The organism is Flavobacterium sp. DW-iso2 (assembly GCF_058725285.1).
Window position 1 is genome coordinate 82,993 of record NZ_JBZXDY010000007.1, and the last position, 25,201, is coordinate 108,193.

25 protein-coding genes and 1 pseudogene are annotated in these 25,201 nt (G+C 34.2%); 19 read left to right on the forward strand and 7 right to left on the reverse strand.

All coding sequences use genetic code 11. The annotated features are described in order from the left end of the window. Nucleotides 1–48 precede the first annotated feature (48 nt). Nucleotides 49–807 carry a peroxide stress protein YaaA gene (gene yaaA, locus AC4PRO_RS06830; protein WP_074722847.1) on the reverse strand — a complete coding sequence of 253 codons (759 nt, stop codon included), beginning with the start codon at nucleotides 805–807 and terminating at the stop codon, nucleotides 49–51. A 180-nt stretch (nucleotides 808–987) separates the two neighbouring features. On the opposite strand from yaaA, the gene AC4PRO_RS06835 reads away from it, so the two are divergent. From AC4PRO_RS06835 to AC4PRO_RS06850, 4 genes are all read left to right on the forward strand, one after another. Next, nucleotides 988–1,512 carry a GNAT family N-acetyltransferase gene (locus AC4PRO_RS06835; RefSeq protein WP_492116817.1) on the forward strand — a complete coding sequence of 175 codons (525 nt, stop codon included), beginning with the start codon at nucleotides 988–990 and terminating at the stop codon, nucleotides 1,510–1,512. Between the two features lie 620 nt (nucleotides 1,513–2,132). Further along, nucleotides 2,133–3,323: a Na+/H+ antiporter NhaA gene (nhaA, locus tag AC4PRO_RS06840; RefSeq protein ID WP_074722849.1), complete on the forward strand. Its 1,191-nt coding sequence runs from the start codon at nucleotides 2,133–2,135 to the stop codon at nucleotides 3,321–3,323. Then, nucleotides 3,304–4,656: a TIGR00341 family protein gene (locus tag AC4PRO_RS06845; RefSeq protein WP_074722850.1), complete on the forward strand. Its 1,353-nt coding sequence runs from the start codon at nucleotides 3,304–3,306 to the stop codon at nucleotides 4,654–4,656. Before nhaA ends, AC4PRO_RS06845 begins: the two co-directional genes overlap by 20 nt. 565 nt (nucleotides 4,657–5,221) lie before the next feature. Continuing rightward, complete coding sequence (locus tag AC4PRO_RS06850; protein ID WP_492116818.1) at nucleotides 5,222–5,887, forward strand: hypothetical protein; 666 nt, start codon at nucleotides 5,222–5,224, stop codon at nucleotides 5,885–5,887. Between the two features lie 45 nt (nucleotides 5,888–5,932). Here AC4PRO_RS06850 and AC4PRO_RS06855 read toward each other — a convergent pair whose 3' ends face one another. Continuing rightward, nucleotides 5,933–8,413: a zinc-dependent metalloprotease gene (locus AC4PRO_RS06855; RefSeq protein ID WP_492116819.1), complete on the reverse strand. Its 2,481-nt coding sequence runs from the start codon at nucleotides 8,411–8,413 to the stop codon at nucleotides 5,933–5,935. Nucleotides 8,414–8,688: 275 nt separating this feature from the next. Between AC4PRO_RS06855 and AC4PRO_RS06860 the strand changes: the two are divergent. The 4 genes and pseudogenes from AC4PRO_RS06860 to AC4PRO_RS06875 form a co-directional block, all read left to right on the forward strand. Beyond that, nucleotides 8,689–8,865, forward strand: a pseudogene (locus AC4PRO_RS06860) (Ada metal-binding domain-containing protein); the annotation flags it as partial. Next, nucleotides 8,841–9,452, forward strand: a complete 612-nt coding sequence (locus AC4PRO_RS06865) for an alpha-ketoglutarate-dependent dioxygenase AlkB family protein (protein WP_492116820.1) — start codon at nucleotides 8,841–8,843, stop codon at nucleotides 9,450–9,452. The pseudogene AC4PRO_RS06860 and the gene AC4PRO_RS06865, both read left to right, overlap by 25 nt. Before the next feature lie 175 nt (nucleotides 9,453–9,627). Then, nucleotides 9,628–9,888, forward strand: coding sequence for a hypothetical protein (locus AC4PRO_RS06870; protein ID WP_074722854.1), 261 nt, complete (start codon nucleotides 9,628–9,630; stop codon nucleotides 9,886–9,888). An 89-nt stretch (nucleotides 9,889–9,977) separates the two neighbouring features. Continuing rightward, the gene (locus tag AC4PRO_RS06875) at nucleotides 9,978–10,856 is read left to right on the forward strand and encodes a CPBP family intramembrane glutamic endopeptidase (protein WP_492116821.1); all 879 of its coding nucleotides are present in this window, start codon (nucleotides 9,978–9,980) and stop codon (nucleotides 10,854–10,856) included. 116 nt (nucleotides 10,857–10,972) lie between these two features. Here the strand turns inward: AC4PRO_RS06875 and AC4PRO_RS06880 are convergent, their stop codons facing one another. Together AC4PRO_RS06880 and AC4PRO_RS06885 are read right to left on the reverse strand one after the other, a co-directional pair. Continuing rightward, nucleotides 10,973–12,013: an RluA family pseudouridine synthase gene (locus AC4PRO_RS06880; RefSeq protein ID WP_074722856.1), complete on the reverse strand. Its 1,041-nt coding sequence runs from the start codon at nucleotides 12,011–12,013 to the stop codon at nucleotides 10,973–10,975. Further along, nucleotides 12,006–12,620: a PASTA domain-containing protein gene (locus AC4PRO_RS06885; protein ID WP_492116822.1), complete on the reverse strand. Its 615-nt coding sequence runs from the start codon at nucleotides 12,618–12,620 to the stop codon at nucleotides 12,006–12,008. The genes AC4PRO_RS06880 and AC4PRO_RS06885 overlap by 8 nt, the downstream gene beginning before the upstream one ends. A gap of 366 nt (nucleotides 12,621–12,986) precedes the next feature. Here AC4PRO_RS06885 and AC4PRO_RS06890 point away from each other — a divergent pair, with 366 nt between their 5' ends. From AC4PRO_RS06890 to AC4PRO_RS06900, 3 genes are all read left to right on the forward strand, one after another. After that, the gene (locus AC4PRO_RS06890) at nucleotides 12,987–13,958 is read left to right on the forward strand and encodes a D-alanine--D-alanine ligase (RefSeq protein ID WP_492116823.1); all 972 of its coding nucleotides are present in this window, start codon (nucleotides 12,987–12,989) and stop codon (nucleotides 13,956–13,958) included. Between the two features lie 121 nt (nucleotides 13,959–14,079). Next, nucleotides 14,080–14,535 (forward strand): pantetheine-phosphate adenylyltransferase, encoded by a 456-nt coding sequence (gene coaD / locus AC4PRO_RS06895; protein WP_492116824.1) that lies wholly within the window; start codon nucleotides 14,080–14,082, stop codon nucleotides 14,533–14,535. 192 nt (nucleotides 14,536–14,727) lie between these two features. Continuing rightward, a complete protein-coding gene (locus AC4PRO_RS06900; protein WP_492116825.1) occupies nucleotides 14,728–15,306 on the forward strand; it encodes a PhnA domain-containing protein in 579 nt (192 codons plus the stop codon). A gap of 253 nt (nucleotides 15,307–15,559) precedes the next feature. On the opposite strand, the gene AC4PRO_RS06905 is transcribed toward AC4PRO_RS06900, so the two are convergent. Further along, a complete protein-coding gene (locus AC4PRO_RS06905) occupies nucleotides 15,560–16,909 on the reverse strand; it encodes a DEAD/DEAH box helicase (protein ID WP_074722862.1) in 1,350 nt (449 codons plus the stop codon). A gap of 137 nt (nucleotides 16,910–17,046) precedes the next feature. Between AC4PRO_RS06905 and AC4PRO_RS06910 the strand changes: the two genes are divergently transcribed. Further along, complete coding sequence (locus AC4PRO_RS06910; RefSeq protein WP_492116826.1) at nucleotides 17,047–18,774, forward strand: M14 family metallopeptidase; 1,728 nt, start codon at nucleotides 17,047–17,049, stop codon at nucleotides 18,772–18,774. Between the two features lie 8 nt (nucleotides 18,775–18,782). Here AC4PRO_RS06910 and AC4PRO_RS06915 read toward each other — a convergent pair whose 3' ends face one another. Then, entirely contained in the window at nucleotides 18,783–19,385 is a 603-nt protein-coding gene (locus tag AC4PRO_RS06915; protein ID WP_492116827.1) for an NUDIX hydrolase, read from the reverse strand. Between the two features lie 7 nt (nucleotides 19,386–19,392). On the opposite strand from AC4PRO_RS06915, the gene pyrE reads away from it, so the two are divergent. The 4 genes from pyrE to AC4PRO_RS06935 all read left to right on the forward strand — a co-directional run bounded on the left by pyrE (nucleotide 19,393) and on the right by AC4PRO_RS06935 (nucleotide 21,298). Continuing rightward, entirely contained in the window at nucleotides 19,393–20,043 is a 651-nt protein-coding gene (gene pyrE, locus AC4PRO_RS06920) for an orotate phosphoribosyltransferase (RefSeq protein ID WP_074722865.1), read from the forward strand. Between the two features lie 12 nt (nucleotides 20,044–20,055). After that, entirely contained in the window at nucleotides 20,056–20,448 is a 393-nt protein-coding gene (locus AC4PRO_RS06925) for an SRPBCC family protein (RefSeq protein ID WP_492116828.1), read from the forward strand. 295 nt (nucleotides 20,449–20,743) lie between these two features. Next, a complete protein-coding gene (locus AC4PRO_RS06930; RefSeq protein WP_492116829.1) occupies nucleotides 20,744–21,073 on the forward strand; it encodes a hypothetical protein in 330 nt (109 codons plus the stop codon). Nucleotides 21,074–21,124: 51 nt separating this feature from the next. Next, nucleotides 21,125–21,298: a hypothetical protein gene (locus tag AC4PRO_RS06935; RefSeq protein ID WP_492116830.1), complete on the forward strand. Its 174-nt coding sequence runs from the start codon at nucleotides 21,125–21,127 to the stop codon at nucleotides 21,296–21,298. Nucleotides 21,299–21,340: 42 nt separating this feature from the next. On the opposite strand, the gene AC4PRO_RS06940 is transcribed toward AC4PRO_RS06935, so the two are convergent. After that, a complete protein-coding gene (locus AC4PRO_RS06940; protein WP_074722867.1) occupies nucleotides 21,341–22,069 on the reverse strand; it encodes a biotin--[acetyl-CoA-carboxylase] ligase in 729 nt (242 codons plus the stop codon). A gap of 96 nt (nucleotides 22,070–22,165) precedes the next feature. On the opposite strand from AC4PRO_RS06940, the gene rsfS reads away from it, so the two are divergent. The 3 genes from rsfS (at nucleotide 22,166) to AC4PRO_RS06955 (ending at nucleotide 25,200) form a co-directional block, all read left to right on the forward strand. Next, complete coding sequence (rsfS, locus tag AC4PRO_RS06945) at nucleotides 22,166–22,537, forward strand: ribosome silencing factor (RefSeq protein WP_074722868.1); 372 nt, start codon at nucleotides 22,166–22,168, stop codon at nucleotides 22,535–22,537. A gap of 18 nt (nucleotides 22,538–22,555) precedes the next feature. Further along, the gene (gene ftsH / locus AC4PRO_RS06950) at nucleotides 22,556–24,481 is read left to right on the forward strand and encodes an ATP-dependent zinc metalloprotease FtsH (protein ID WP_074722869.1); all 1,926 of its coding nucleotides are present in this window, start codon (nucleotides 22,556–22,558) and stop codon (nucleotides 24,479–24,481) included. A 113-nt stretch (nucleotides 24,482–24,594) separates the two neighbouring features. Next, nucleotides 24,595–25,200, forward strand: a complete 606-nt coding sequence (locus tag AC4PRO_RS06955) for a lactate utilization protein B/C (protein WP_074722870.1) — start codon at nucleotides 24,595–24,597, stop codon at nucleotides 25,198–25,200. Nucleotide 25,201: the final 1 nt, after the last annotated feature.

Below are 25,201 nucleotides of genomic sequence, written 5' to 3' on the forward strand. Positions count from 1 at the left end.
AAACTCCGATCTAAGTCGGAGTTTTTTTATGAATTATTTTGAAAAGGACTATCGGGTAAAGACTAAATGATCGCCTTTTGAAATTGTAGCATCAAATTGATAGCCATCATAATTGAAGCCTTTTAAATCTTCTATTGTTTTTGCTTCAGTATCTATAATATAACGTACCATCATTCCTCTGGCTTTCTTTGCAAAAAAACTGATTATCTTCAATTTCCCATCTTTATAATCCTTAAAGTCAGGAGTGATTACCGGAACTTTCAAGGCTTTAGTATCTACCGCCGAAAAATATTCATTACTTGCTAGGTTGACAAACAACTCCCCTTTCTCTAATTCTTTGTTTAGCGATTTTGTTACTTTAGTTTTCCAAAATTCATATAAGTTTTTATCGTCTCCAATAGACAGTTTTGTACCCATTTCTAATCGGTATGCCTGAATTAAATCTAATGGTTTCAGCACTCCATACAAACCCGAAAGTATTCGTAAACTATCTTGTAAATTTTCTATTTTTTCTATTGGAATCGAATACCCATCTAAACCAGTATAAACATCTCCATCAAAAGCATAGATAGCGGGGCGGGCATTTTCAGGCGTAAAAGGCGTTTTCCAATCTTTATTCCGTTGCCAGTTCAAGTCCGCTAATTTAGCTGAAATATCCATTAATTCAGAAAGGTCTTTTGGGGATTGCTGCTTCAATACTTTTTGAATTTCCCTTGATTCTTTCAAGAAAGCAGGTTCGGTATATTGTGAAGTAGGTAATTCCTTTTCGAAGTTTAAAGATTTGGCTGGTGATATGACAATTTTCATAATTAATCCTGTTGGAGGTTCTTTTTAATACAAACTCAAAAGTACAAATTGAAAAACAATAAACACACATATACAAATCGATTTGTTTAATGATGAAATAGAAAATAAAAATTGCAGCAAATTTTAAATATGTTATTTTTGATTCTGAATTTTATAACACAAACCCACTATTTTTTTATCATGAGCAAAATTGAAATTAGAATAGCAGCACTATCCGATTTAGAATCGCTACAATTAATCGGCAAGCAAACCTTCACCGAAACTTTTGCCGCAGTAAATACCGCTAAAAACCTTTCTAATTATATCGCGCAAAGTTTTAATGCACAACAAGTAACCAAGGAACTTACTAATCCGGAATCTTCCTTTTACCTAGCCATTTTTGACGCTAAAATTATTGGTTATTTAAAAATAAATTTTGGTAGCGCACAAACTGAGTTAATGAATGAGCACGCGATGGAAATTCATCGCATTTATGTTTTACAGGAATACCACGGTAAAAAAGTGGGACAGTTATTTGTTGATCAAGTACTGGAAATCGCACACCAAAGGCAAGTTGAATATATTTGGTTGGGTGTTTGGGAAGAAAATTACAGAGCGCTTGGATTTTATGCTAAAAATGGATTTATCGAATTTGACAAACATGTTTTTACCTTAGGCGACGACATACAAACCGACCTATTATTAAAGCTTCAAATAAAAAAATAAATCATCGCAAATACTATTCCTTCCATCGAACCAAAAAAATCGACCTCAATTCTTAATGCTGCAGTTATTGTGGCCGCACTTGGGTATTTTGTCCATAGTTGAGATTTGTTGTTATTAAATATCGTTCTCTCAGATGAGACGGTCTTAAAGTATTAGGAAACACAATTTAGAATAAAGTAGAATATTAAATGTAGGAATGATCGTGGGTGCTGTAGCAGCAATTATGACTGTCGTAGTACTTTGGAAATTGAAAGAAACCTTTCGTGCATATTTAGATTACATCAAAAATAGTACTGTATCCAAAAACTAACCTCTATTATTGCTACTATTTATAGCAAATCCTCTTTTAGTTGTAAAGTGTTTAAACAACAACTGTCGTGTAATTTGAAGAAATCTACTAACAAAATAGCATGAAAACCGTTTTTTATTGTTGTCAAATTATCAAAAAAACAAAACTTAAATTCCTGTTTTAGGATAGTTAATACGGTAAGGTCTGATAATATTATCAATTTCTAGGAGGAGATTCGTAACTATTTAGCTATTTTTGTAATTCTTAGAATTAGTCCTTTAAATTAGTAACAAAAACGGAAATCCTTCCGATTTTAGGGTAAAAAGAATCCATGAAGACAAAAATGAAAAAAACAATAAAGCGCATTTACAATTCAGATTTATTTAATGAGTTTTTTGAAAGCGAAAAATCAACTGGGCTTATACTTATAGCGTGCACCATATTTTCTTTGTTTATGGCAAATTCAATCTTTGGTTCACAATACCTGCATACCTGGCATATGAAACTGGGAGGCGAAAGTCTGGAATATTGGATTAATGATGGTTTAATGACCATCTTCTTTTTATTAATTGGTTTAGAATTAGAAAGAGAAATCTATGAAGGTGAATTGTCAAACATAAAAGATGCTCTACTACCCATATTTGCAGCCTTGGGAGGAATGCTTGTTCCTGCAGGACTATATTTACTGCTCAACTACGGGACTGTTGCACATTCTGGCGCAGGTATTCCTATGGCAACTGACATCGCTTTTGCATTGGGAATTCTGTCTTTATTAGGCAATCGGGTACCATTGTCTTTAAAAATATTCTTAACCGCATTAGCAGTTATAGACGACTTAGGAGCTATTCTGGTTATTGCAATTTTTTACACAAAAACTATTCTTTGGGCTAACTTAATATATGCTTTAGCTACAATGTTAGTGTTGTTTGTACTTAACCGTATGAAAGTTAGAAATTTAGTTCCTTACCTTATTGGTGGTGTCATTATGTGGTGGTTTATGCTTCATTCAGGAATTCACGCTACTGTTACAGGAGTATTATTAGCTTTTGTTATTCCGTTTGGAAATGGAGATAAAGCATCTACCTCATCCATTTTACAGCGTTTCCTACATAAACCGGTTGGTTTTTTAATACTTCCGCTCTTTGCGTTAGCCAACACAGCAATCGTTATCAGTTCAAACATAGGAGAAACTATCGCTCAGCATTACAGTATTGGAATCGCTTTAGGATTAATAGTAGGAAAACCATTGGGAATCTATCTCTTTTCACTTACTGCCGTTTCTTTGGGAATTTGTAAACTTCCCTCTGATTTGAATTGGAAAACAATTATTGGCGTCGGATTTTTGGGAGGTATTGGGTTTACAATGTCCATTTTCATCACGTTACTTGCATTCGATGACCAAACTATAATTAGCAATGCTAAATTTATCATTCTTCTTTCTTCTTTAATAGCAGGATTAATAGGGTTTATCTTTTTGAAAAACACTTTAAAAGAAGGCATTGATGAAAACAATAGTAAATAGTCTTTTTGCTTATATCAACCTAAGCAAGGGGGAAGAAGAAAAGAACAAAGTATTGGATTTCGTAAAGTCCAACATTTCCTTTAGAGGATCTAATTTATGGATTCTAGCATGTGCTATTGTTGTGGCATCTATAGGGTTAAATGTGAATTCTACGGCGGTGATAATAGGTGCGATGCTAATATCACCGCTAATGGGTCCCATTATAGGAGCCGGTTTTGGGCTAGGTGTTTATGATTTCAATTTACTGAAAAAATCCTTAAAAAATCTGCTAATTGCCACGCTTGTTGGTTTATTTGTTTCTACACTTTATTTTTACATTAGCCCGTTCAAAGAAGCGCAACCCGAATTATTGTCTAGAACTTCCCCGAATATCTATGATATCCTTATTGCTTTTTTTGGTGGATTAGTTGGTGCAATTGCCATAACAAGAGTAGAAAAAGGCAATCCAATACCCGGTGTAGCCATCGCAACGGCCCTTATGCCACCTCTATGTACTGCAGGATACGGCCTAGCATTAGGGAGTTTTAAATTCTTTTTTGGCGCCATGTATTTGTATTCTATCAACTGCGTTTTCATTTGCATTTCTACTTTTTTCATCGTAAAATATTTAAAGTACCCTACCAAAAAGCAACTAGATGATAAGGCGCAAAAACAAGTGAAGTATATTATTACAGGCTTAATCACAGTATTAATCCTACCTAGTATCTATTTTGCCTACCAATTAATTGAAGAAAAGAAATACCAGCACCAAATTGATCTTTTTACAGAAAATGAGTTTTCAAATAAAGGAATTGCCATTTTATATAAGAAAACCAAATTCAATCAAAACCCCAAAAAACTAGAACTCGGTTTTCTTTCCAAAAGATATAGCGCTGCTGAAATTAAAAAACTAAATCAAAGACTTAAAGCGTATGATATTAATAACACTACCCTATCTGTAATACAGGATACAACAGACCTTAAAAGCGATATTCTAAACGAAATTAATTTTAACAAATCACAATTAAGCCAAAAAGACGTTTCAATTTTAAGTCTAAAAAAACAAATCGTCGCAAATAAGTATGATAATAAAGCCTTATTAGCTGAAATAAAAATTTTGTTTCCTGAGGTAGATAATATTTCGATATCCAATCATACTTTTAATGAAGGTACCGATAGTATCAAAACAATACCTGTCTTGATCTATAAAAGTAAAGAAGACCTTACAGAAAACTCAGTACAAAAATTAGTTCTCTGGCTGCAGCAACGATTAATCAAGAAAGATATTGAAGTGTACAAGCAACCCACTATCGCTGCTAAAAAAACAGAGGAAAAAGAATCCACAAAAAAATAGCGTTTTTGTAGGACTATAATATAGCTTTATTTAGATTCTAAAATCAAAATGATTCGTTGAACGGAATCTCCATAATGGTATTTAGTTTTTGTATTTGCAGCATTGATTAACTCCAATTATTTAGGAATAAAACTATTCAATTACTATTCACGTGTTTAAATTAAAAAAAAACTCCCAATCTTAAAGCAGTAAGATTGGGAGTTTTTTATGTGGTGATGGATATACTCTTCCTAATCCCCTATTATGCTAATGCTCTAAAATATTTTCGATTAATCGTATATATCTGATTTTCAACGATTAATTAATTTATTTAGCGTTTTAATTCTTTATATTTAGATTCTGTAATCGTCGAATAAAATGAATTATGAGCAAACCCTTACTTTGGTATTTTAGGAGACAATCTCTTTTGTACAAAATAAAATTTAGAATGGTTTCTAGGAAATCATCGGTAAGTCGTATTGAAAATTTTTGCTACAACGCTATAAATCCAAAATGTGACATTCCTCCTCTTTATTTTCAATTGAACAAAATGATTTTGACGAAACCAAAGGCAGACCTGAGCGATATGGAAAAAGCAAAAAAAATAGCGAAGTGGCTTAGAAATCATATCAAAGGGGGACCTGGACTTGGAAAATCCTCTAACAGCGCACTACGAAAAATGATAAGAGGTGAAGGGGGAATTTGCAGCGATCTTTCGCAGGTTTATAATAATTTTTGTGTCATCAACGATATAAAAGTAAAAGAGTGGGGCTTAAAAATTATGACAGCTAACCGAACAATCCTCGGTGGTCATTCCTTTAACGAAGTATACTCTAGAGAATTTCAGAAGTGGGTTCTAATTGATGTTTCCAAATCAATATTTTTTTACCATACCAACTCTAAAATACCTTTATCTGTTTTTGAACTAATTAAATTAAAGAAAGAAAACAAAGAAATCCATTATTTTAAATTCAATAAAAAAACTATTGTTGACAAACAGTACATAGAAGACCTCTATCTTATACCTAACTCATTTCCTTTTCTGATCACTAATTATTGTACTAAAACCTATGATTATTTTTTAGACAAACTCAGTTTTTTGCCAGAAACATTAATTCACGGTCTCGTTTACCTCACAGGTAAAAGTTATATTTTTGAATTTCCAAAAAAAAAGGAATGTAAAATAAAACATCCAATAGATAAACCTGTACTTACAAAGATTCATAAAAGACATCCAGTCGAAGCGATATAAAAAAGTCCGCTCAGTAGCGGACTTTTTAATGCTTAGTACTTTTATTTATTTAGGGTCTAAAATTAAAGCAATCCGTTGAATACAATCGGCATAATGGTATTTAGTCTCTGTATTCACGGCATTACTTTTTGCTATTCCTAGTATTGATTTCAAAGTCGTTAACTCGCCTCTAACCAAAGCTCTTACATCAGATTGTGCTACATTGTAATACTCTCCAGAACGACTCGGTTTGATTTCTTCTTTCATAAGATATTCCATTCTTTCAATGTAGGCACGTTGCAAGTTTCTGCGATAAATAGAAACTGCAGCTGGAGTATTGGCTTCTTTCCATATTCCTTTTCTCATATCGCGTAATAAGTCCAAAGCAGTATAGTTAGCACTACCTAAAATTTCTGCATCCATCAATCGACCAATTCGGTCAAAACTCAGCACACTATTCAAATGTCTTGCCTGTAAATTTCTAAAACGTTCTGTATAACCAGAGTAATCTGTATTTTTTAAAGTCTTCACATTTACCAGCCAGGTAGGAGAGGCAAAAGCATTCGTTTGTAACCACTGCATGGCTTCTTGCTGTTGCAGTTTTGGAACGACTGTGTAAATAACTCCTTGTTGATTGGGCTTTTTAATATCCTCATGCACACCACCCACATTGGTCACAACATGGCCGACATACCTACTCCAAACATCTAACATTTCTTTATACAACTCCTCTAAATCTTCATAATTATTAGTCACATCACTCGTCCATTCTGATAAATGTGCCGCAACATATTCTAAGTTTTTAAGTCCATAGCTACTCGCTTTCATAGAATTATTTCCTATGTCTTCCGTTTGTGAACTTGGGTCAAAACTACTACTTTGCTTACCAAACTTATACATGGGATCTCCCGCTTTTTCCATAATCCATTTGTCTAAAGTAGGTACTTCTGCTTCGGGAGAAACGGAGTTTGGAATTACTCTATATCCCCAATTCACTGCATAATGATCGTACGGCCCCATCTGGCGAATAAAACGCACTCCTTTATCTCCGGGTTGGGCTATATAATTAAAACGAGCATAATCCATTAAACTCGCTGCTATTCCATTTTTTTGTGTGAAATCGGCATTTCTATAACTCTCCGTATCGTAGGCACAACTTGCTCCCATATTGTGTGGAAAACCTAAAGCATGTCCCACTTCATGAGCAATAACAAAACGCATCATCTCCCCCATTTCCTCATCACTTGTATTTAGTGTTCGTGCAGATGGATTTGCAGCACCTGTTTCTAATAAATAGCGATTACGGTACGAACGCAAGTGATTGTGGTACCAGATAACATCGCTTTCGATAATTTCTCCAGTTCGGGGATCAGAAACACTAGGACCAACTGCGTTACGGGTCGTACTAGCTACATAACGTATTACAGAATAACGCATATCCTCCGGGCTAAAATCAGGATCTTCTTCCTTTGTTGGAGGATCTTTGGCAATAATAGCATTTTTAAAACCTGCTGTTTCAAATGGTTTTTGCCATTCTTCAATCCCTTGCTTAATGTATTTACGCAGTTTTTCCGGTGTGGCAGGATCAATATAATACACGATGGGTTTAATGGGCTCTACCAGCTCCCCTTTGGCGTAAGCCACAGGATCTTTAGGCTCTAATCTCCATCTGCGGATGTATGTTTTACTATCTGATTTTAACTCCTCGCTGCCATAATCATATTGACTCATCGTAAACCAACCCACCCTTGGATCGGCCAGTCGCGGTTGCATCATTATTTCAGGAAGCAAAATCATCGATTGGTTCATTTGAATACTAATCGTTTCCGTATCTTCAAGGACGGGAGGTTTACTCGCATTGTAAGTAAAGTCCTGAATCACCTCAATATTCATCGGAAAACTTTTCATCGTCGTGATAAAACTGCGAGAATCATCCATGCCCTTTACCTTATAAGTCTCTCTCATACTAGATGATAATCCGCTTATGGCCTTGACATCACTTCCATAAAACTTGGTTACATCAATTACTGTATTGGCTGAATCTTTACTGAAAGCAGCAATATCAAAAGCATACAAAGTAGGCTCGTAATTATTGTTTTTTACAGAAATACTAATAGGCAAGCTATCATTGGCCACCGCACTATAAGACTTTAGTTTGATTAAAATTTTATCTTGAAAACGTTGCCAAACGACTAATTGCTCATTTGTCTCTGAACCCGCATTGACATAACCACCACCTAAATTAGAAGGCAGTTTTGAGAGTCTGCTCACTAAAAGCATGTCCTTGTCTAACAATTTATTAGGAATTTCAAAATAATATTTTTTATCTACTTTATGTACCCAAAATAAACCATCATCAGAGATAGCGTCTTTGGTAATTACCTTATCATAGTCTTTAATGGTAACTTCAGGTTTTTTTTCTGGAGTAGCAACTACTTCTGTTTTTTTATTCTTTTTCTTATCTATATGCCACTGTTTTTGGGCTAATACTACACTAGGCGCAAGTACAAAAGCTGCCAGAGTGCTCAAAATGAATAATTTCTTCATTTAATGGTTGTTTAATGATTAATCTGTATCAAAAATAATTTTAAGCCTCGCCTTAATCGACTTTATAAGTATATTTAACTTATAATTAACAATGACAAAAGAACTTGGGCGTGTCCCTACGGGTCGGGTCTTCCGCTACAATCTCTCTTGTCTTATCTCGTTTTAAAAACGAGATAAGACAAGAGAGGATTTCCACTACAACCCCTCACGCAAAACAAAAGCAATGATGACGCACAAATAAAAGAGGGGGAACTAAAACCCAAAACAAAGCAACAGGAAATACTAAACTCAAAATTTACGGAACCCTGCACTGCAAATCAGGGAAGCGAATGAAAAAAGAAAATCGGGTATTTTTTAACTCTGAGACGGATGCAATTCAAAACAATTTCCGACCTTGTGGTCATTGCATGAAAACAGCATACAAACAATGGATTTATTCAGCACCGAATTAGACGAAAACCAAAACTTGCTTCCCAAAGACGGAACCGTACTCTATTATGGCCCTATTATGCCGGTGAAAGAAGCCAACTTTTATCTGCAAAATTTACTAGAAACCATTGCCTGGAAAAACGACCAAGCCATTATCTTTGGCAAACTTATAATTACCAAAAGAAAAGTGGCGTGGTACGGCGACACAAATTTTAACTATACCTATTCCAATAACACCAAGCAAGCTTTAATCTGGACTCCGGAGTTACTTAAATTAAAAACACTCGTGGAAGAAAAAACGGGCGAAACCTACAATTCCTGCCTACTCAATTTATACCACAATGGCAACGAGGGCATGGGCTGGCACAGTGATGCCGAGAAAGACTTAAAGAAAAACGGTGCGATTGCCTCCATCAGCTTTGGTGCAGAACGTAAATTCACCTTCAAACACAAAGATAGCAAAGAAACCGTATCTCAAATCTTAGCACACGGAAGCTTACTATTAATGAAAAATGAGACCCAGACGCACTGGTTGCATCGCTTACCACCCACTACACGAGTTTCTACACCACGAGTAAATCTTACTTTTAGAACGATTGAAATACTGTAAGCTGCTTTCTATTACAAGAAAAAACACAAAATATCACTATAAGTGGGTATTGTAAAGTTCTATTTTAATTTGTGTCTTTACCACGAGATATAAATACCCAAAATTGATACCGCTTTAAAATTAAAATAAAGCTTCAGTTAGACCAAAAAAAATTAAACCTAAAAACAAATTAACTATGAAAAGTGAATGGATTGCAACCTATGAAGGTTCTGAAATAAAAGTAACAAATGGCTGGTTTACTGGCGAAAAATTATTTGTAAACAATGAATTGCAGGACGAGCAGTTAAATTTCATTACTCCAAGCCAAATGACTGGTACCTTAACCACTAAAGATGGAAAACAACTCAATATTAAAGCCAATATCTCGGGATTTGCCACCACAAGTTGCAGACTATTTATTGACAACAAAAAAATAGAATTACAACAAACCAAATAAACTTATTAGCGCTATAAAACAATTGCTACATATAAAAGCAATTCTGTTTTAGATTTTCAATCTTATTCTTTTTCAAATCATAATAAAAAATGAAGATTCCTTCTTTTGACAATCACCGTGGTTTATACAATTCATTAAATATAATTTTGCCGTACCTTGTTATTGTAGGGGTATTTCAGTTAGTATCTTACTATCTTTCCGGTTATGACTATTTAAACTCTGCTAGAACTCCAAAAACCTCACTTCAAACATTCATTACAACCCTAGCCACCTTACTGGCAACTTTTGTAACAGTATTGCTTTTTAAGAAAAAATTAGGCCAAAAGTTTTTTATCAACATCGGTTTTCAAAATATAGCCGTAAAGAAAAACCTGCTCCTAGGAATAGTATTAGGCTTTATCATTATGTTAACAGGATTTTTATCGTTACTTTTTACAAATGAAATAAGTATTCAATCCATTAATTTTGACCTCACGGAACTTTTACTAAATATTGGCATATTTATTTTCGTTGCCATTGGTGAAGAAGTACTGTGCCGAGGATTCATTTTAAACAACCTCATGAAATCCTATAATAAATATGTAGCCTTGATTGTTTCCTCACTCTTTTTTAGTTTGTTACACCTTGGTAATCATTTTATATCAGTACTAAATCTATTTGATCTTTTTATTGCGGGAATTCTTTTGGGGATTACCTACATAAATACCAAGAGATTATGGTTTCCTATAGCCTTGCATTTTAGCTGGAATTTTTTTCAAGGAACTATTTTTGGCTTTAACGTAAGTGGCAATGACGATTATTCTTTAATAAATATCAGCTACCCAAGCCCTACCCTTTGGAATGGCGGAGGTTTTGGTTTTGAAGGTTCTCTTCTATCCCTACTATTTCAAATAATAGCTATCTACCTGATTTTAGAATATTACAAAAAGAAAAATATCAAATCAAACCAGGTCAGTATTTCAACATAAAAATAAAAGAAAGCTACCTTATGATATAAAACCATAAAAAATCCCTCTCGATTACAATCAAGAGGGATTTTCATTTATGTCAATATCGCAGACTATTTTATAGTTTAGTGAGATTCTTACTCCCCTTCTTCGGATAAATTAGTTTTAGAATATCCTCTCCATTTCTCAATACAGTCCTGGAAATCTTGAGGTAGTTCTGTATCAAAACGCATCATCTCACCCGTTGTAGGATGAACAAATCCTAGCGTTTTTGCATGCAAAGCCTGTCTTGGTAATATTTTAAAACAATTGTCAATAAACTGTTTGTATTTAGTAAACGTCGTTCCTTTCAAAATCAAATGACCGCCATAACGCTCGTCATTAAACAAAGTATGACCTATGTGCTTTAAATGAACACGAATTTGATGCGTTCTTCCCGTTTCAAGCTGGCATGAAATCAAAGTAACATAACCAAAACGTTCCAGAACCTTGTAATGCGTAACCGCTGGTTTCCCTATTTCAGGATCGGCAAAAACAGCCATTTGCATGCGGTCTTTTACGTGACGTGCCACATTTCCTTCAATAGTCCCTTCATCAGCAACTACATTCCCCCATACAAGAGCTACATACTCCCTTTCAGATGTTTTAGCTTCAAATTGTTTGGCCAAATGTGACATCGCAGCTTCTGTTTTGGCAATCACCAATAATCCCGATGTGTCTTTGTCAATTCGGTGCACTAGTCCCGGTCTTTCGCTGCTATTCATTGGTAAATTATCAAAATGATAGGCCAACGCATGCACTAAAGTTCCAGTATAATTTCCGTGTCCCGGATGAACCACCATTCCTGGCTTTTTGTTAATCAACAACAAGGTGTCGTCTTCATAAACAATATCCAATGGGATATTCTCCGGCACAATATGATTTTCATAAGGTGGATGCGTCAACATCACACGCACTACATCAAAAGCTTTTACTTTGTAATTTGACTTTACTGTAGTATCGTTTACAAAAATATTCCCTTCCGTAGCTGCAATTTGAATTTTGTTACGGGTTGCATTTTGAATCAAACTCATCAAGTATTTGTCTATTCGCAAAGGTGCTTGCCCTTTAGGAACTTCAAATTTAAAGTGTTCGTATAATTCTTCTTCTAAGTCAACTGACTCTACATTATTATTCATTTGGCATTTCTTGTGTTGGATTAGCAATACTATCCGTTCTTATATCTTCTTCATAACTCGCTTTCCCATCACCTAAAACCAAATCGATTTTAGAAGACTTCAAGACTTTGTCCCCCGGTTTTATGTTTCGTCCTTGGAAACGCATTTCCAACACCATGTCTTTTCCAAGGTTTGGCACATAGGTAATTGTTCCTTCCTCTAGTCCCAATGCTTTTAAAGTCGGAATTGCTTCGCGATATGTTTTATTGATTAAATCCGGAATTTTTACTGATGAAAATCCAGAACTATTAATTTTAATATAGACTTTTCTTCCTATTTTTACTTTTTCACCCGGCAAAGGATCTTGCTGTACCACAGAAAACTTAGGATAATCACTCATATAATTGACACTATCCAGCAATACATAATCAAGATCTAACGCGTCCAGTTTCTCCTCGACTTGCTCCTCCGTTAATTTACTCAAATTAGGAACTGTAATTTCATTTCCGTGATCCGTCGTAAAAGTCAACCAGTGCATAAACAGATATCCCAATACAGCAATTATCAAAACGGCTAGAAATACTTGGATAAGAAACACACGGCTAGTAAGATATTTACGTAAACTCATAAATTTATTTTTATAATACGGCAAAGATATACCTTATTCGTTTCAAAAAAAATGATAATTTTGTTTAATACTATTTAACGTCTGACTTTAGAGAAAGCAAAAAAACATTTCTACTTTTGAACCATTACTAAATTGAGAGTATCAAACCTCATTTTTATAAATGTGGTACTGGTTCAACGAAAAGTGTACCTTGATAAGTCAGACCTTAATTAGGAGCTATTTCCTGCTATCCGCTATATCTTTTCCTGTCCTCGTTAAAAAACGAAAACAGGAAAAGGATGCCGCTACTATCAGGGCTAGTTCAATTCGTTTTCAAAACATAAATTTGAGTTTAAATATTATACTCAAAACCTTAAACAAAAAAGAATGAAAAACATTGCCATTATCATGGGCGGCTATTCCAGCGAATATAAAATATCATTAATTAGCGGGAATCTCGTACGTCAATACCTAGATAAAACAAAGTACAACGGATTTTGCATCCACATATTCAAAGAAAAATGGGTTTATGTAGACGATACTGAAACCGAATTTCACATCGACAAAAATGATTTTTCGGTCACTGTTAACGGTACTAAAATTAATTTCGATTGTGTTTTCAACGCAATACACGGAACTCCAGGTGAAGACGGACTCATGCAAGCCTATCTTGAATTGTTACAAATTCCTCAAACCTCGTGTGATTATTACCAAGCAGCACTTACCTTCAATAAAAGAGATACGCTATCAGTGTTAAAACCCTACGGTATAAAAAGCGCAGTTTCTTATTACTTAAATAAAGGAGACAAAATCTATACGGACGAAATTGTAAAAAAAGTGGGATTACCTTGTTTCGTAAAACCCAATAAAGCAGGTTCTAGTTTTGGAATCTCAAAAGTAAAAACCGAAGCCGAGTTGCCTATCGCAATAGAAGTTGCCTATCAGGAAGACAATGAAATCATCATAGAAAGCTTTCTTGACGGTACTGAAGTTTCGGTGGGAGTTATCAACTATAAAGGAATTATAACCGTTTTGCCCATCACAGAAATTGTTTCTGAGAATGATTTCTTCGACTATGAAGCTAAATATCTTGGTAAATCACAGGAAATTACTCCAGCGAGAATTTCTGATGAAATGACGGAAAAAGTCGGTACTATTGCAAAACGTGCATACGAATTACTAAAAATGAAAGGATTCTCTAGAAGCGAGTTTATCATTGTAAACGACGAACCCTTTATGCTAGAAATGAATACTGTTCCTGGAATGACCAATGAAAGTTTACTACCGCAACAAGCCTTGGCTGCAGGAATTTCATTGGAAGATTTGTTTGCAAATGCAATAGAATTGGCGTTACAATAAGCAACAAATGAGGGGCAATGCCCTCACAAAATTCTAACACAAACTTGTCATTTCGATGAAGGAGAAAACCCACACAAAGAGATTTCTCCTTCGTCGAAATGACAAAATAGAAAAAAGTAAAATGAGAAAAGCCATATTTCCCGGATCCTTTGATCCTATAACATTAGGACACGAAGACATTATAAAAAGAGGAGTTTCACTTTTTGACGAAATAGTGATTGCAATTGGGGTCAATGCCGAAAAAAAGTACATGTTTTCCCTAGAAGAGCGAAAGCGTTTTATCGAGGAAACATTCAAAGACGAACCAAAAGTTACGGTGATTACTTATGAAGGTTTGACAATTGATTTATGCCATAGAATCAAAGCGGATTTCATTCTGCGTGGTTTGCGTAACCCTGCCGATTTTGAATTCGAAAAAGCCATCGCACACACAAACAGACATCTGTCAAAAATAGAAACGGTATTTCTCCTGACCGCAGCGCGTACTTCATACATCAGTTCAAGTATTGTAAGAGACGTAATTCGTAATGGCGGTGAATACCAAATGCTGGTACCACAGGCGGTGAGAGTTAAATAGTGCTTAACTTGTAGTAAGCAGCTAAACCTATGTTTTCTAGACAAAATGGAATTCCTTTTTCACATCTATGAACATATGTGTTTTAAAAAAATAATTCCTACTTTTTGAATATTAAAACAAATACTAATAATCATAAACTTGTAGAAAGTACTTAATAACCGTATTTTCGCCAAATCATAACAAATTTCAATAATGAGTATAGAAAGAGAATTAAGCAAAAGAAGTGGATCGAAATGTGAACTTTGTGCAGCAACTGAAAACCTAAAAGTATACGAAGTACTACCTACTAGAAAAGGGGGATTGGACGAAAATATCATGGCTTGCGCTACCTGTATTGAACAAATCGAAACTCCGGGTAATGAAGATCTAAACCATTGGAGATGTCTTAACGACAGTATGTGGAGCGAGCATACTTCAGTACAAGTGGTATCTTGGAGAATGTTGAGCCGTTTGCGTTCTGCAGGTTGGCCTCAGGAATTAATCGACCAAATGTATTTAGACGAAGATACTTTAGCCTGGGCTCAATCGACTGGCGAAGGCGAAGAAGATGAAAATAAAGTCATTCACAGAGACAGCAACGGAGTTATTCTAGAAGTTGGTGATTCAGTAGTTTTGATTAAGGATTTAAAAGTTAAAGGTTCAAGTATGGTTGCAAAACAGGGAACTGCAGTGCGTAATATCAGACTAGATCATGAAAATGCTGAATACATTGAAGGTAAAGTAGACGGACAAACGATCGTAATTATTACACAATACGTGAAGAAAATATAGTATTCAGTAATCAGTTTTTAGTGGTCAGTGAAGAATTCATAGTAATCAGTGGTCACTAAAAATAGTGATTAGTCACATATTTAAAACAAAAAAAAACGTTAACAGTACATTTTCTGTTAACGTTTTTTTTATACTTTTTCGATCAATTAAAGTGAGTGTTTTCACTTCAACGCATTCAATATCTGAATACTAAAAAACTGAACACCGAACACTTTCTTAAAACTGAATACTGCTAACTGAGATGAACACTGCGCTAAGACTCCTCTTCTTTCTTAATCACTTTCCTAGCTACTTCAATTTTGAATTTCTTGCCTTTCATTTTTTCATCTTGAATGTTATGAAGCAAGTCTTTTACTTTATTAAATTTTACTGCCGCAAAAGAAATAAAATCTTTTACTTCAATTAATCCTAAATCCCCTTTTTCCAGCTTTCCTTTCTGAGAAAAGAAACCCACAATATCGATTTTATTTAGTTTGTTTTTCTTTCCACCACTGATATAGATCGTTTGATAATGAGGAGGTTTTGGCAATGAAACCGTCTCTTCCAAGTTAAAAACTTCCATTCCGTAGTTGATATAATCTGCTTTTTTCTCACTCTCATGAGCAATAACATAGGCTGTTCCCGTAGCAAGCATACGCGCCGTTCTACCGTTTCTATGCGTAAACTCATCCTCTTTTGAAGGTAAATGATAATGGATAACATGATTCATTTCTGGAATATCCAGACCACGAGCTGCTAAATCAGTAGTGATTAAATAACTCACACTTCCATTTCTAAATTGAATTAAAGCGCGTTCTCTCTCATCTTGATCCATTCCGCCATGATAATAAGTAGAATAGATGCCTTTTTCGTTTAAAGTGTCGCTGATACGCTCTGCAGCATCTCTATGATTACAAAAAACAATAGCCGATTCTGATTTTAATGAACAAATCAAATTAAACAGACTTCCTATCTTATCTCTTTCCTTAGAAACAACCAATTTTGTAGAAAGATTAGTTTCTTGCTCGTTTTCTGGTATAAAGTCTAAAATCGTCGGATTAACTACTCGTGTATATTTTGGAATCTCGATATCTGAAGTAGCCGAAACTAAAACGCGTTTGTTCAGTTTGGTTAATTTACCAATGATAAATGACATTTGCTCATGGAAACCCAATTGCAATGATTTGTCAAATTCATCTAAAATTAAGGTTTGTATTTTATCAGTTCTAAAAGTACCTCTATCAATATGATCTGCAATACGTCCCGGAGTTCCTATTAAAACAGCTGGAGGATTACTTAAATTCTTGATTTCTGTGTCGATAGAGTGGCCACCATAGCAAACATTTACTTTATACTCAGTCCCCATTTTTTTCCAAACTTGCTCAATTTGCAATCCTAATTCTCTTGAAGGAACTAGAATTAAACATTGAACCGAAATAATTTCGGGTTGTAACATTTCTAATATAGGTAATAAAAAAGCTAGGGTTTTCCCTGAACCTGTAGGTGAAAGCAACAAAACATTGTTATCATTTAAGATTGTTTCTTGTGCTGCTTCCTGCATTTCATTTAGGCTTTCGATGCCTAAATTCAAAAGTATATTGTTGGAATGGTGTCTCTGATTCATTTTGCAAAAGTAATTAAAAAAAGTGGTCAGTCGTCAGTTTTTAGTATTCAGACATCATTTTCATTTTTATGAATTCTATCTTTTAAATTACGCTTAAAAAAATATTACTTTTGGCTTACACTATAAAAAAACTAGATATGAGATTCTACGCTGTTGCATTCTTACTGTTTTCTTTGTCAAATTTTGCTCAAAAAGATGCTAAATACAGTACTTTTTTCGAAAAAGGAAACGGAAATCAATCGGCAACCTATAAAGAAACTATCGATTATTATACACTACTAGCAACTGATTTCCCCACCATAAAAATGATTGAAATGGGCACAACAGACAGTGGTGAACCCTTACATCTCGTAATTTTTAATCCTGAAAAGTCTTTTAATCTTAACGAAATCCAAAAGAACAAAGCAATTCTACTGATAAATAACGGCATTCATGCTGGAGAACCTGATGGAATTGATGCAACGATGCAATTATTCCGTGATTTGGCTTTAGGAAAAATTAAAATTCCAAAGAATACGATTGTATCCACTATTCCAGTTTATAATATCGGAGGCGCCTTAAATAGAAATTCGACCACAAGAGCGAATCAGGACGGACCAGAAATCTATGGTTTTAGAGGCAATGGTCGAAATTATGATTTGAATCGGGATTTCATTAAATCAGACACTAGAAATACTAAAAGTTTTGCAGAACTCTTTCACAAACTAAACCCCGATGTTTTTATAGACAACCATGTAAGCAACGGCGCCGACTATCAATACAAACTGACATATATCATGACACAACAGAACCAGTTAGGAACTGTTTTAGGCAACTATTTGGATAAAGAAATGATGCCATCAATAGTTCTTGATCTACAGAAAAAAAATGTTCCCACTACTCCTTATGTCAATGCGTTCAGCGAAACACCAGACAATGGTTTTATGCAGTTTTTTGACAGCCCCAGATATTCAACAGGCTACACTTCGTTATTTAATACAATAGGATTTGTGGTAGAAACTCACATGCTAAAAAAATATGATGATAGAGTAAAAGCAACCTACGATTATATGCGCTCCACAATTGATTTTATGGATACTAATTACCATAAAATCAAACAAATGCGCTTGAAAAACGAAGAACAGTATACGCCTAAAAAATCCTACGCTATCAAATGGGAAATTGACACTACAAAAGTCTCCAAATTTTCATTTTTAGGTTTCGAAGCCGGACATAAAAAAAGTGAAGTTACTAATGGAAATCGATTGTTCTATGATAGAAGCAAACCGTTCAAGAAAGACATCCGCTATCTAAAAGAATATAAATCTGTAAAAGAAATAACCATTCCTAGCGCCTATATAATCCCGAAAGCGTTTTGGAATATCATTGATTTATTAAAAAGCAATAACATTGCGTTTCACCAGTTAAAAAAGGACAGTCTAATCGAAGTAGAAAGTTATAAAATTGCCGATTATAAAACTTCGGGTGCCGCTTACGAAGGGCATTACATCCATAGAGACACTAAATTAGTCGCTAAAAAGGAAACTAAAGCTTTCGCCAAAGGTGATTTCGTTGTCTCGACCCAACAAAAAGGAGTAAAATATTTATTAGAAACATTAGAACCCGAAGGAATTGATTCTTTTTTCAATTGGAATTTCTTCGATACTATGTTACAGCCAAAGGAAGGCTACTCCGACTATGTTTTTGAGGATACTGCAGCCCAAATCTTAAAAGATAATCCGCAACTGAAAGCGAAATTGGAACAGAAAAAAAATGATGATCTCATTTTTGCTAAAAGTTCCGAAGCCCAATTAGACTGGGTATACAAACACTCCGTCTATTATGAAAAAGCACATTTACAGTACCCAATCTACCTTGTCTTATAAAAAAAGTGCTATTCAACAAGCGCTTCTTCTTCAAATAATAATTTGATGTTTTCGTATGAATTTTTTAAAGCCATTGGAATTTCCTCTGGCTTCAACCAGGCTACTTTTTCAATACCTTCATCTAATTGACCTTGTGGTACGCCCTCAAAATCAGATTGCATTTCAAACCAATGGGTAATTTTAAGCTTGTATTTCCCGTTGCGTTTGAAAATATGATACGTTTTTTGGAGTTTTTTTGTAACCCGCAATTGATTTACTCCTGTCTCTTCTTCGACTTCACGCATCGCGGTATCTTCAATTTCCTCTCCTTTTTCGATTCCACCCTTCGGTAAATCCCACTTTCCGTTCCTAAAAATGAATAAAACCTCCCCATTTCTATTATAGACAAAGCCTCCTCCCGCTTTACAAACTGGAATTTTAGCTTTCAAAGTCTTCATAATTTCCTTCTCATCGGGATGATAGAGATAGGCTTTTTGAATTTTATTTTGAAATATTTTTATGATAAGTTGCTCAATGTCTATACTTTCCAGTAAGAACAATTGAAAATCTGTTTCTTTTGAAATTTTATTTGTCAAAAAAAGTGGTTTGTCGTTAACAAAAACTTTATACATTTGTATTATGATTTTTAATAAAGATACTGCCGAAAAAACAGCCGAATTGCTTTTACAAATAAATGCAATTAAATTGAATCCAGGAAATCCTTTTACATGGGCTTCTGGATGGAAATCACCTATTTATTGTGATAATCGCCTAATCCTCTCATTTCCAGCAATAAGAAATTATGTTAGAGATGAATTTTCTAAACACATTGAAAAACAATTTGGAAAACCAGATGTTATTGCCGGTGTTGCTACTGGAGCAATAGGAATTGGAATACTTGTTGCCGAGAGCATGGGACTTCCATTCGTATATGTTCGACCAGAAGCTAAAAAACACGGGCGTCAAAACCAAGTGGAAGGTTTCTTACAAAAAGGACAGAATGTAGTTGTTGTAGAAGATTTGATTAGCACAGGCAATAGCAGCTTGAATGCCGTGGAAGCCTTGCGTGCAGCTGGTGCAAATATCAAAGGGATGGCAGCCATCTTTACCTACGGTTTTGATGTAGCTGAACAAAACTTCAAAGATGCTAACCTTGATTTATACACTTTGAGTAATTATCAAAATTTGTTGAATCTGGCTGTTGCCAAAAGTTATATCACTGAAAAAGAAGAAAAAACCTTGAGAGAATGGAGTGTCACTCCATCTACTTGGGATGTCGAAAATAAATAAAATTAACACAATATGAACTTAGAAAGTCCAAAAGTTACTGTTCAAAAATCAGCTCAAGAATTATTTGATTTATTGACTGATGTAAAAAGCTTTGAAAAATTAATGCCAGATAACATAGCTAAATTTGAGGTAATCGGAGAAGATGCTTTTATTTTTGGATTAAAAGGGATGCCGGAAATCAAATTAAAGATGAAAGAAAAAGTAGCCCCAAGTAAAGTGGTACTTGGTGCTGCAAGCGATAAATTACCTTTTACTTTAATAGCAAATATTGATACTGTTTCAGATAGTTCTAGTGCTGTTAAGCTTGATTTCGAAGGCGATTTTAACCCGATGATGGCGATGATGATAAAAGGCCCTATTGGTAAATTTATCGAAGCTTTAGCCGCAAACATGACTAAACTATAGTTTCACATTTAATACAATTTAAAAGTCCGATTAGAAATTCTAATCGGGCTTTTTTTATTTTATCTCTAAACTAAAACGTTAAACAACAAATCATAATTGAAAAAATACAGTTCAGTAATAAACTTTATAAAAAAGTAAATCATTATCCGAAGTTTGAGCCATTAAACTAAAAAATATCAAAATGGAGCAAGCGATTACGATTTTAATTTACATCCATGCATTCTTTGGCTGAGTTGGCTTAATTGCAGGAATTGGAACTATTATTGTTCCAAAAGGAAAGTCATTACATAAAAAAATGGGCAAACTATTCTCGATTGGAATGATAAAAAGCTCGATTATCTCACTACCTATTTGCTGGATGCCAAAACATCAAAATATATTTCTGTTCTTGATTGGATTGTTTACCATCTATCTTGTTCTTTCTGGAAATAGAGCTTTGACATTTAAACGTAAAATGAAAGCCGATTTAATAGATCAATTAATTTCAGGAATTATGCTATTCTTTTCAGTTGTAATCGTTACTTTAAGAATATATTTCCAATTGAACAGTCTAGAAAATGGAATACTATTTACATTCTTTGGCGGATTTGGGCTTTTTATGACCATCAAAGATTTTGCTTTTTAAGCAAGCATTTCAGCGACCAATAAAAACTGGCTATCAAAACATATCGGAAAAATGATAGGAGCTTTGATCGCTTCAATAACAGCTTTTATTTTAGCTGGACTAGGATATGAAAATTTAATCGCTTGGATAACACCTAGTATTTCAGGAACAATCTATATCATTTATTGGAATAAAAAACAGAACCCAAAGTTCCTAAAAACAATCAAAATTCAGATAAAAAATTAATCTGATTCTTAAATAAAAAGTAACAATTGATCCCTTTGCTATTCAATACAGCATTTGGATTTCTTTAATTCCAAATTGTGAAACCGAATCGTCTTCTAGTAAAACCTGCAATTTTCCCATCGGTGAAACGCCCTGAATAATTCCCATAAAATTTTTATCAAACTTATTTTTGAAAGGCATAGGAACACCTTTTTTAAAAAGTCTCTCGGTGTACTGTAACCATAAATACTGCGGCTCGCGCTGTACTAAATCCACATTTTGTTTTATTTTTTCGATAATATTAAAAAGCACCTGCTCTTTATCAAATTGCGTTTTACAAATTACAGCTAATGAAGATGCTTTAGGTAAATTTTCAAAATTTGTTTGATTAATATTTAGTCCTAAACCCACGACAGAAGATACGGTTCCGTCACTTTTAAGGCTGTTTTCAATCAGAATACCACCAATTTTAAAATTATATGACATAATGTCGTTTGGCCATTTAATACTTAATTCAGGAATATTAAAGCTTTCTAAAGCGGTAACAACGGCTAATGCAATGGCGATATTGAGGTTGTAAATCTGGTTTACGTTTAACAGCGGATCCTTAATAAAAACACTCAATATTAGATTCTTACCCTCCTCAGAGTCCCATACAGACCCCATCTGTCCTTTCCCTTTAGTTTGTTTTTCAGCAATTACCACGGTGAAGTTATCTAGTTCCTGCTTATTTGATAATCCCTTAAGAAATTCATTTGTTGAATCTATGGCATCGAGTTTGATTAGTTTCATTTTGTAATTATTTATGCAACAGAATTTAATATTATGTTAAGAGCCAAAAATAATCACAAAAAATGGTAACTTTACAAACTTATATAAAAATAATTCATGGCAAAAAAGACTATAAATAATGATGACCTTCTGGCAAACATTATTAAGGGAATCGAAGAAGTAAAAGGAAATGACATAGATATTCTCGACCTAAGAGATATTGACACCGCAGTTTGCGACTATTTTGTTGTATGCAACGGAAACTCAAACACACAGGTTAACGCAATTGTTAACTCCATTCAAAAAACTGTTTCAAAAGAATTAAAAGATAAACCATGGCACGTCGAAGGATCTGACAACGCAGAATGGGTACTTATGGATTATGTTAATATAGTAGTTCATGTTTTCCAAAAACAAATACGTGAATATTACAATATCGAAAGTTTGTGGGGAGACGCAAAAATAACTACAATAGAAAACAAATACTAAAGATAGAAAAACAGAAGAATGGCTAAAGATAATAATCCAACTCCTAATAAATTTAAAGTAAGCCCTTGGCTAGTTTATACAGCCATCCTACTTATTTTCCTATTTATTAGTTTCGTAACTGGTAGCTCAAGTTTGCAAGAACCAGCACAATTAACATCCTCTAAATTTAATGCACTTTTAGATAAAGGCGAAATTGAAAAAGTAATCGTTTATAATAAAGCGGACGCCGAAGTTTTCCTAACTGCTAGCGCACTAAAATTAAGTGAACACAAAAAAGTAGCAAAGGATATATTTGACAGTCCTAACAAAGGACCGCACTATACTTTTGTAATTGGTAATGATGAAATATTACAAACAAAGTTAGAAAAGGCAGTTAGCGAAGGTAAATTAAAAGATTTTAATTTCTTATCAAAAAGCAATTGGTCTGATATCTTCATCAGTTTACTTCCAATCATTATTATCATTGGTGTTTGGATTTTTATAATGAGAAAAATGTCAGGCGGCGGCGGTGGCGGCGGTGGACAAATTTTCAATATTGGAAAATCAAAAGCAAAACTTTTTGACGAAAAAACAGATGTAAAAACCACATTTAAAGATGTTGCAGGACTCGAAGGAGCAAAAGAAGAGATACAAGAAATTGTAGAATTCTTGAAAAATCCTGAGAAGTACACTAATCTTGGTGGTAAAATTCCAAAAGGAGCTTTACTTGTGGGGCCTCCTGGAACAGGAAAAACTTTATTAGCAAAAGCAGTTGCAGGAGAAGCACAAGTACCGTTTTTCTCTCTTTCAGGTTCTGATTTTGTTGAAATGTTTGTAGGTGTAGGAGCATCACGTGTACGTGACCTATTCAAACAAGCGAAAGAAAAATCTCCAGCGATCATTTTTATTGATGAGATTGATGCTGTAGGTAGAGCAAGAGGAAAAAGCAATATGTCAGGTGGAAATGACGAAAGAGAAAATACTTTAAATCAATTACTTACTGAAATGGACGGTTTTGGTACCAACTCAAATGTAATTGTATTAGCAGCAACAAACAGAGCAGATGTTCTCGATAAAGCATTGATGCGTGCCGGTCGTTTTGACAGACAAATCTTTGTAGACTTACCAGACATTCGGGAGCGTGCTGAAATATTCAAAGTACATCTTGCACCACTAAAAAAAGTGGAAGGTCTTGATACTGAATTTTTAGCTAAACAAACACCTGGTTTCTCAGGAGCTGATATCGCTAATGTTTGTAATGAAGCGGCTTTAATTGCTGCTAGATACAACAAAACTGCTGTTGATAAACAAGATTTCTTAGATGCTGTTGATAGGATTGTTGGTGGTTTAGAAAAGAAAAACAAAATTGTAACTCCTGGCGAAAAGAAAGCAATTGCTATCCATGAAGCAGGACACGCAACCGTAAGTTGGATGTTAGAACATGCAGCACCACTGATCAAAGTAACTATTGTTCCTAGAGGGCAAAGTCTTGGAGCAGCGTGGTATTTACCTGAGGAGCGTTTAATTGTTCGTGCAGACCAAATGCTTGACGAAATGTGTGCTACAATGGGAGGAAGAGCAGCTGAAAAAGTTACTTTTGGTAGAATTTCAACAGGTGCTTTAAGCGATTTAGAAAAAGTAACCAAACAAGCTCGTGCTATGGTAACTGTTTACGGATTGAATGATAAAATAGGGAATGTAACCTATTATGATTCAACAGGACAAAGCGAATATAATTTTGCTAAGCCTTATTCTGAAGAAACGGCAAAAATCATTGATACTGAAATTTCATTACTTATTGAAGGACAGTACCAAAGAGCCATTGATATCTTAGAAGAGAATAAAGACAAGCTGAATCAGCTAGCCGATATACTAATTGAAAAAGAAGTAATCTTTAAAGATGATTTAGAAGCTATTTTCGGAAAAAGAACCTTTGATAAAAATCTTGAAGAAAAAGTATCTTAAATAAGATACTAATTTAATTATTTTTAAAATCTTAATTCAAAATCCCCTTTTGAATTAAGATTTTTTTATCTTTGGACGGTTTCAACTTAATATATAAAGCACCTTAACAAAATATGAGTCTTTTCAGAAAAATCTTTGGTTCTAGTATTTCAGCTTCAGATGAGGAAAAAGAGCAAGGAAACAGTAGTTTTCTTCCGGACAAAATCAACATGCCGATAGACGAACAATTTATCTATAATTTCAAAAAAAACGGAGGTAAATTTCTATATTGTGAAAATTTAGAGGACGTTAAAGAACAATTCGAAAATATTCTTCAAGAAAATGATTGGTACGAAAGTAACGTACTATGTTTTGAACCGAAACTTTTTACTTTACTCCAAGAAAACAAACTCAGTTATGAAAAGGGTGTTGAAAATAAATTCCTTTTATCTAATTGCGAAAGTCTAATAGCCGAAGAAGGCTCTATATTGTTTTGTTCAAAACAAATAAAACAGCACAAACCGAATGAATTGCCTATTAATATTGTTATTGTAGCAAAAACATCACAAATTGTTGCAATAAAAAGTGATGGACTAACTGCTATAAAAAAGAAGTACGATAGAGATATACCAACGAATATTACCGCTATAAAATATTTTGAAAAAGCAAAAGAAGAAGACTTTACCCAATATGGTAGTGCCGCTAAAAATCTTTATTTGCTGCTTTTAGAAGATCTTTAAA

Excerpts from the sequence above, each read along its gene's own strand:
- yaaA (WP_074722847.1), bottom strand. The coding sequence starts at position 807 with ATGAAAATTGTCATATCACCAGCCAAATCTTTAAACTTCGAAAAGGAA.
- AC4PRO_RS06835 (WP_492116817.1), top strand. The coding sequence starts at position 988 with ATGAGCAAAATTGAAATTAGAATAGCAGCACTATCCGATTTAGAATCG.
- nhaA (WP_074722849.1), top strand. The coding sequence starts at position 2,133 with ATGAAGACAAAAATGAAAAAAACAATAAAGCGCATTTACAATTCAGAT.
- AC4PRO_RS06845 (WP_074722850.1), top strand. The coding sequence starts at position 3,304 with ATGAAAACAATAGTAAATAGTCTTTTTGCTTATATCAACCTAAGCAAG.
- AC4PRO_RS06850 (WP_492116818.1), top strand. The coding sequence starts at position 5,222 with ATGGAAAAAGCAAAAAAAATAGCGAAGTGGCTTAGAAATCATATCAAA.
- AC4PRO_RS06855 (WP_492116819.1), bottom strand. The coding sequence starts at position 8,413 with ATGAAGAAATTATTCATTTTGAGCACTCTGGCAGCTTTTGTACTTGCG.
- AC4PRO_RS06865 (WP_492116820.1), top strand. The coding sequence starts at position 8,841 with ATGGATTTATTCAGCACCGAATTAGACGAAAACCAAAACTTGCTTCCC.
- AC4PRO_RS06870 (WP_074722854.1), top strand. The coding sequence starts at position 9,628 with ATGAAAAGTGAATGGATTGCAACCTATGAAGGTTCTGAAATAAAAGTA.
- AC4PRO_RS06875 (WP_492116821.1), top strand. The coding sequence starts at position 9,978 with ATGAAGATTCCTTCTTTTGACAATCACCGTGGTTTATACAATTCATTA.
- AC4PRO_RS06880 (WP_074722856.1), bottom strand. The coding sequence starts at position 12,013 with ATGAATAATAATGTAGAGTCAGTTGACTTAGAAGAAGAATTATACGAA.
- AC4PRO_RS06885 (WP_492116822.1), bottom strand. The coding sequence starts at position 12,620 with ATGAGTTTACGTAAATATCTTACTAGCCGTGTGTTTCTTATCCAAGTA.
- AC4PRO_RS06890 (WP_492116823.1), top strand. The coding sequence starts at position 12,987 with ATGAAAAACATTGCCATTATCATGGGCGGCTATTCCAGCGAATATAAA.
- coaD (WP_492116824.1), top strand. The coding sequence starts at position 14,080 with ATGAGAAAAGCCATATTTCCCGGATCCTTTGATCCTATAACATTAGGA.
- AC4PRO_RS06900 (WP_492116825.1), top strand. The coding sequence starts at position 14,728 with ATGAGTATAGAAAGAGAATTAAGCAAAAGAAGTGGATCGAAATGTGAA.
- AC4PRO_RS06905 (WP_074722862.1), bottom strand. The coding sequence starts at position 16,909 with ATGAATCAGAGACACCATTCCAACAATATACTTTTGAATTTAGGCATC.
- AC4PRO_RS06910 (WP_492116826.1), top strand. The coding sequence starts at position 17,047 with ATGAGATTCTACGCTGTTGCATTCTTACTGTTTTCTTTGTCAAATTTT.
- AC4PRO_RS06915 (WP_492116827.1), bottom strand. The coding sequence starts at position 19,385 with ATGTATAAAGTTTTTGTTAACGACAAACCACTTTTTTTGACAAATAAA.
- pyrE (WP_074722865.1), top strand. The coding sequence starts at position 19,393 with ATGATTTTTAATAAAGATACTGCCGAAAAAACAGCCGAATTGCTTTTA.
- AC4PRO_RS06925 (WP_492116828.1), top strand. The coding sequence starts at position 20,056 with ATGAACTTAGAAAGTCCAAAAGTTACTGTTCAAAAATCAGCTCAAGAA.
- AC4PRO_RS06930 (WP_492116829.1), top strand. The coding sequence starts at position 20,744 with ATGGGCAAACTATTCTCGATTGGAATGATAAAAAGCTCGATTATCTCA.
- AC4PRO_RS06935 (WP_492116830.1), top strand. The coding sequence starts at position 21,125 with ATGATAGGAGCTTTGATCGCTTCAATAACAGCTTTTATTTTAGCTGGA.
- AC4PRO_RS06940 (WP_074722867.1), bottom strand. The coding sequence starts at position 22,069 with ATGAAACTAATCAAACTCGATGCCATAGATTCAACAAATGAATTTCTT.
- rsfS (WP_074722868.1), top strand. The coding sequence starts at position 22,166 with ATGGCAAAAAAGACTATAAATAATGATGACCTTCTGGCAAACATTATT.
- ftsH (WP_074722869.1), top strand. The coding sequence starts at position 22,556 with ATGGCTAAAGATAATAATCCAACTCCTAATAAATTTAAAGTAAGCCCT.
- AC4PRO_RS06955 (WP_074722870.1), top strand. The coding sequence starts at position 24,595 with ATGAGTCTTTTCAGAAAAATCTTTGGTTCTAGTATTTCAGCTTCAGAT.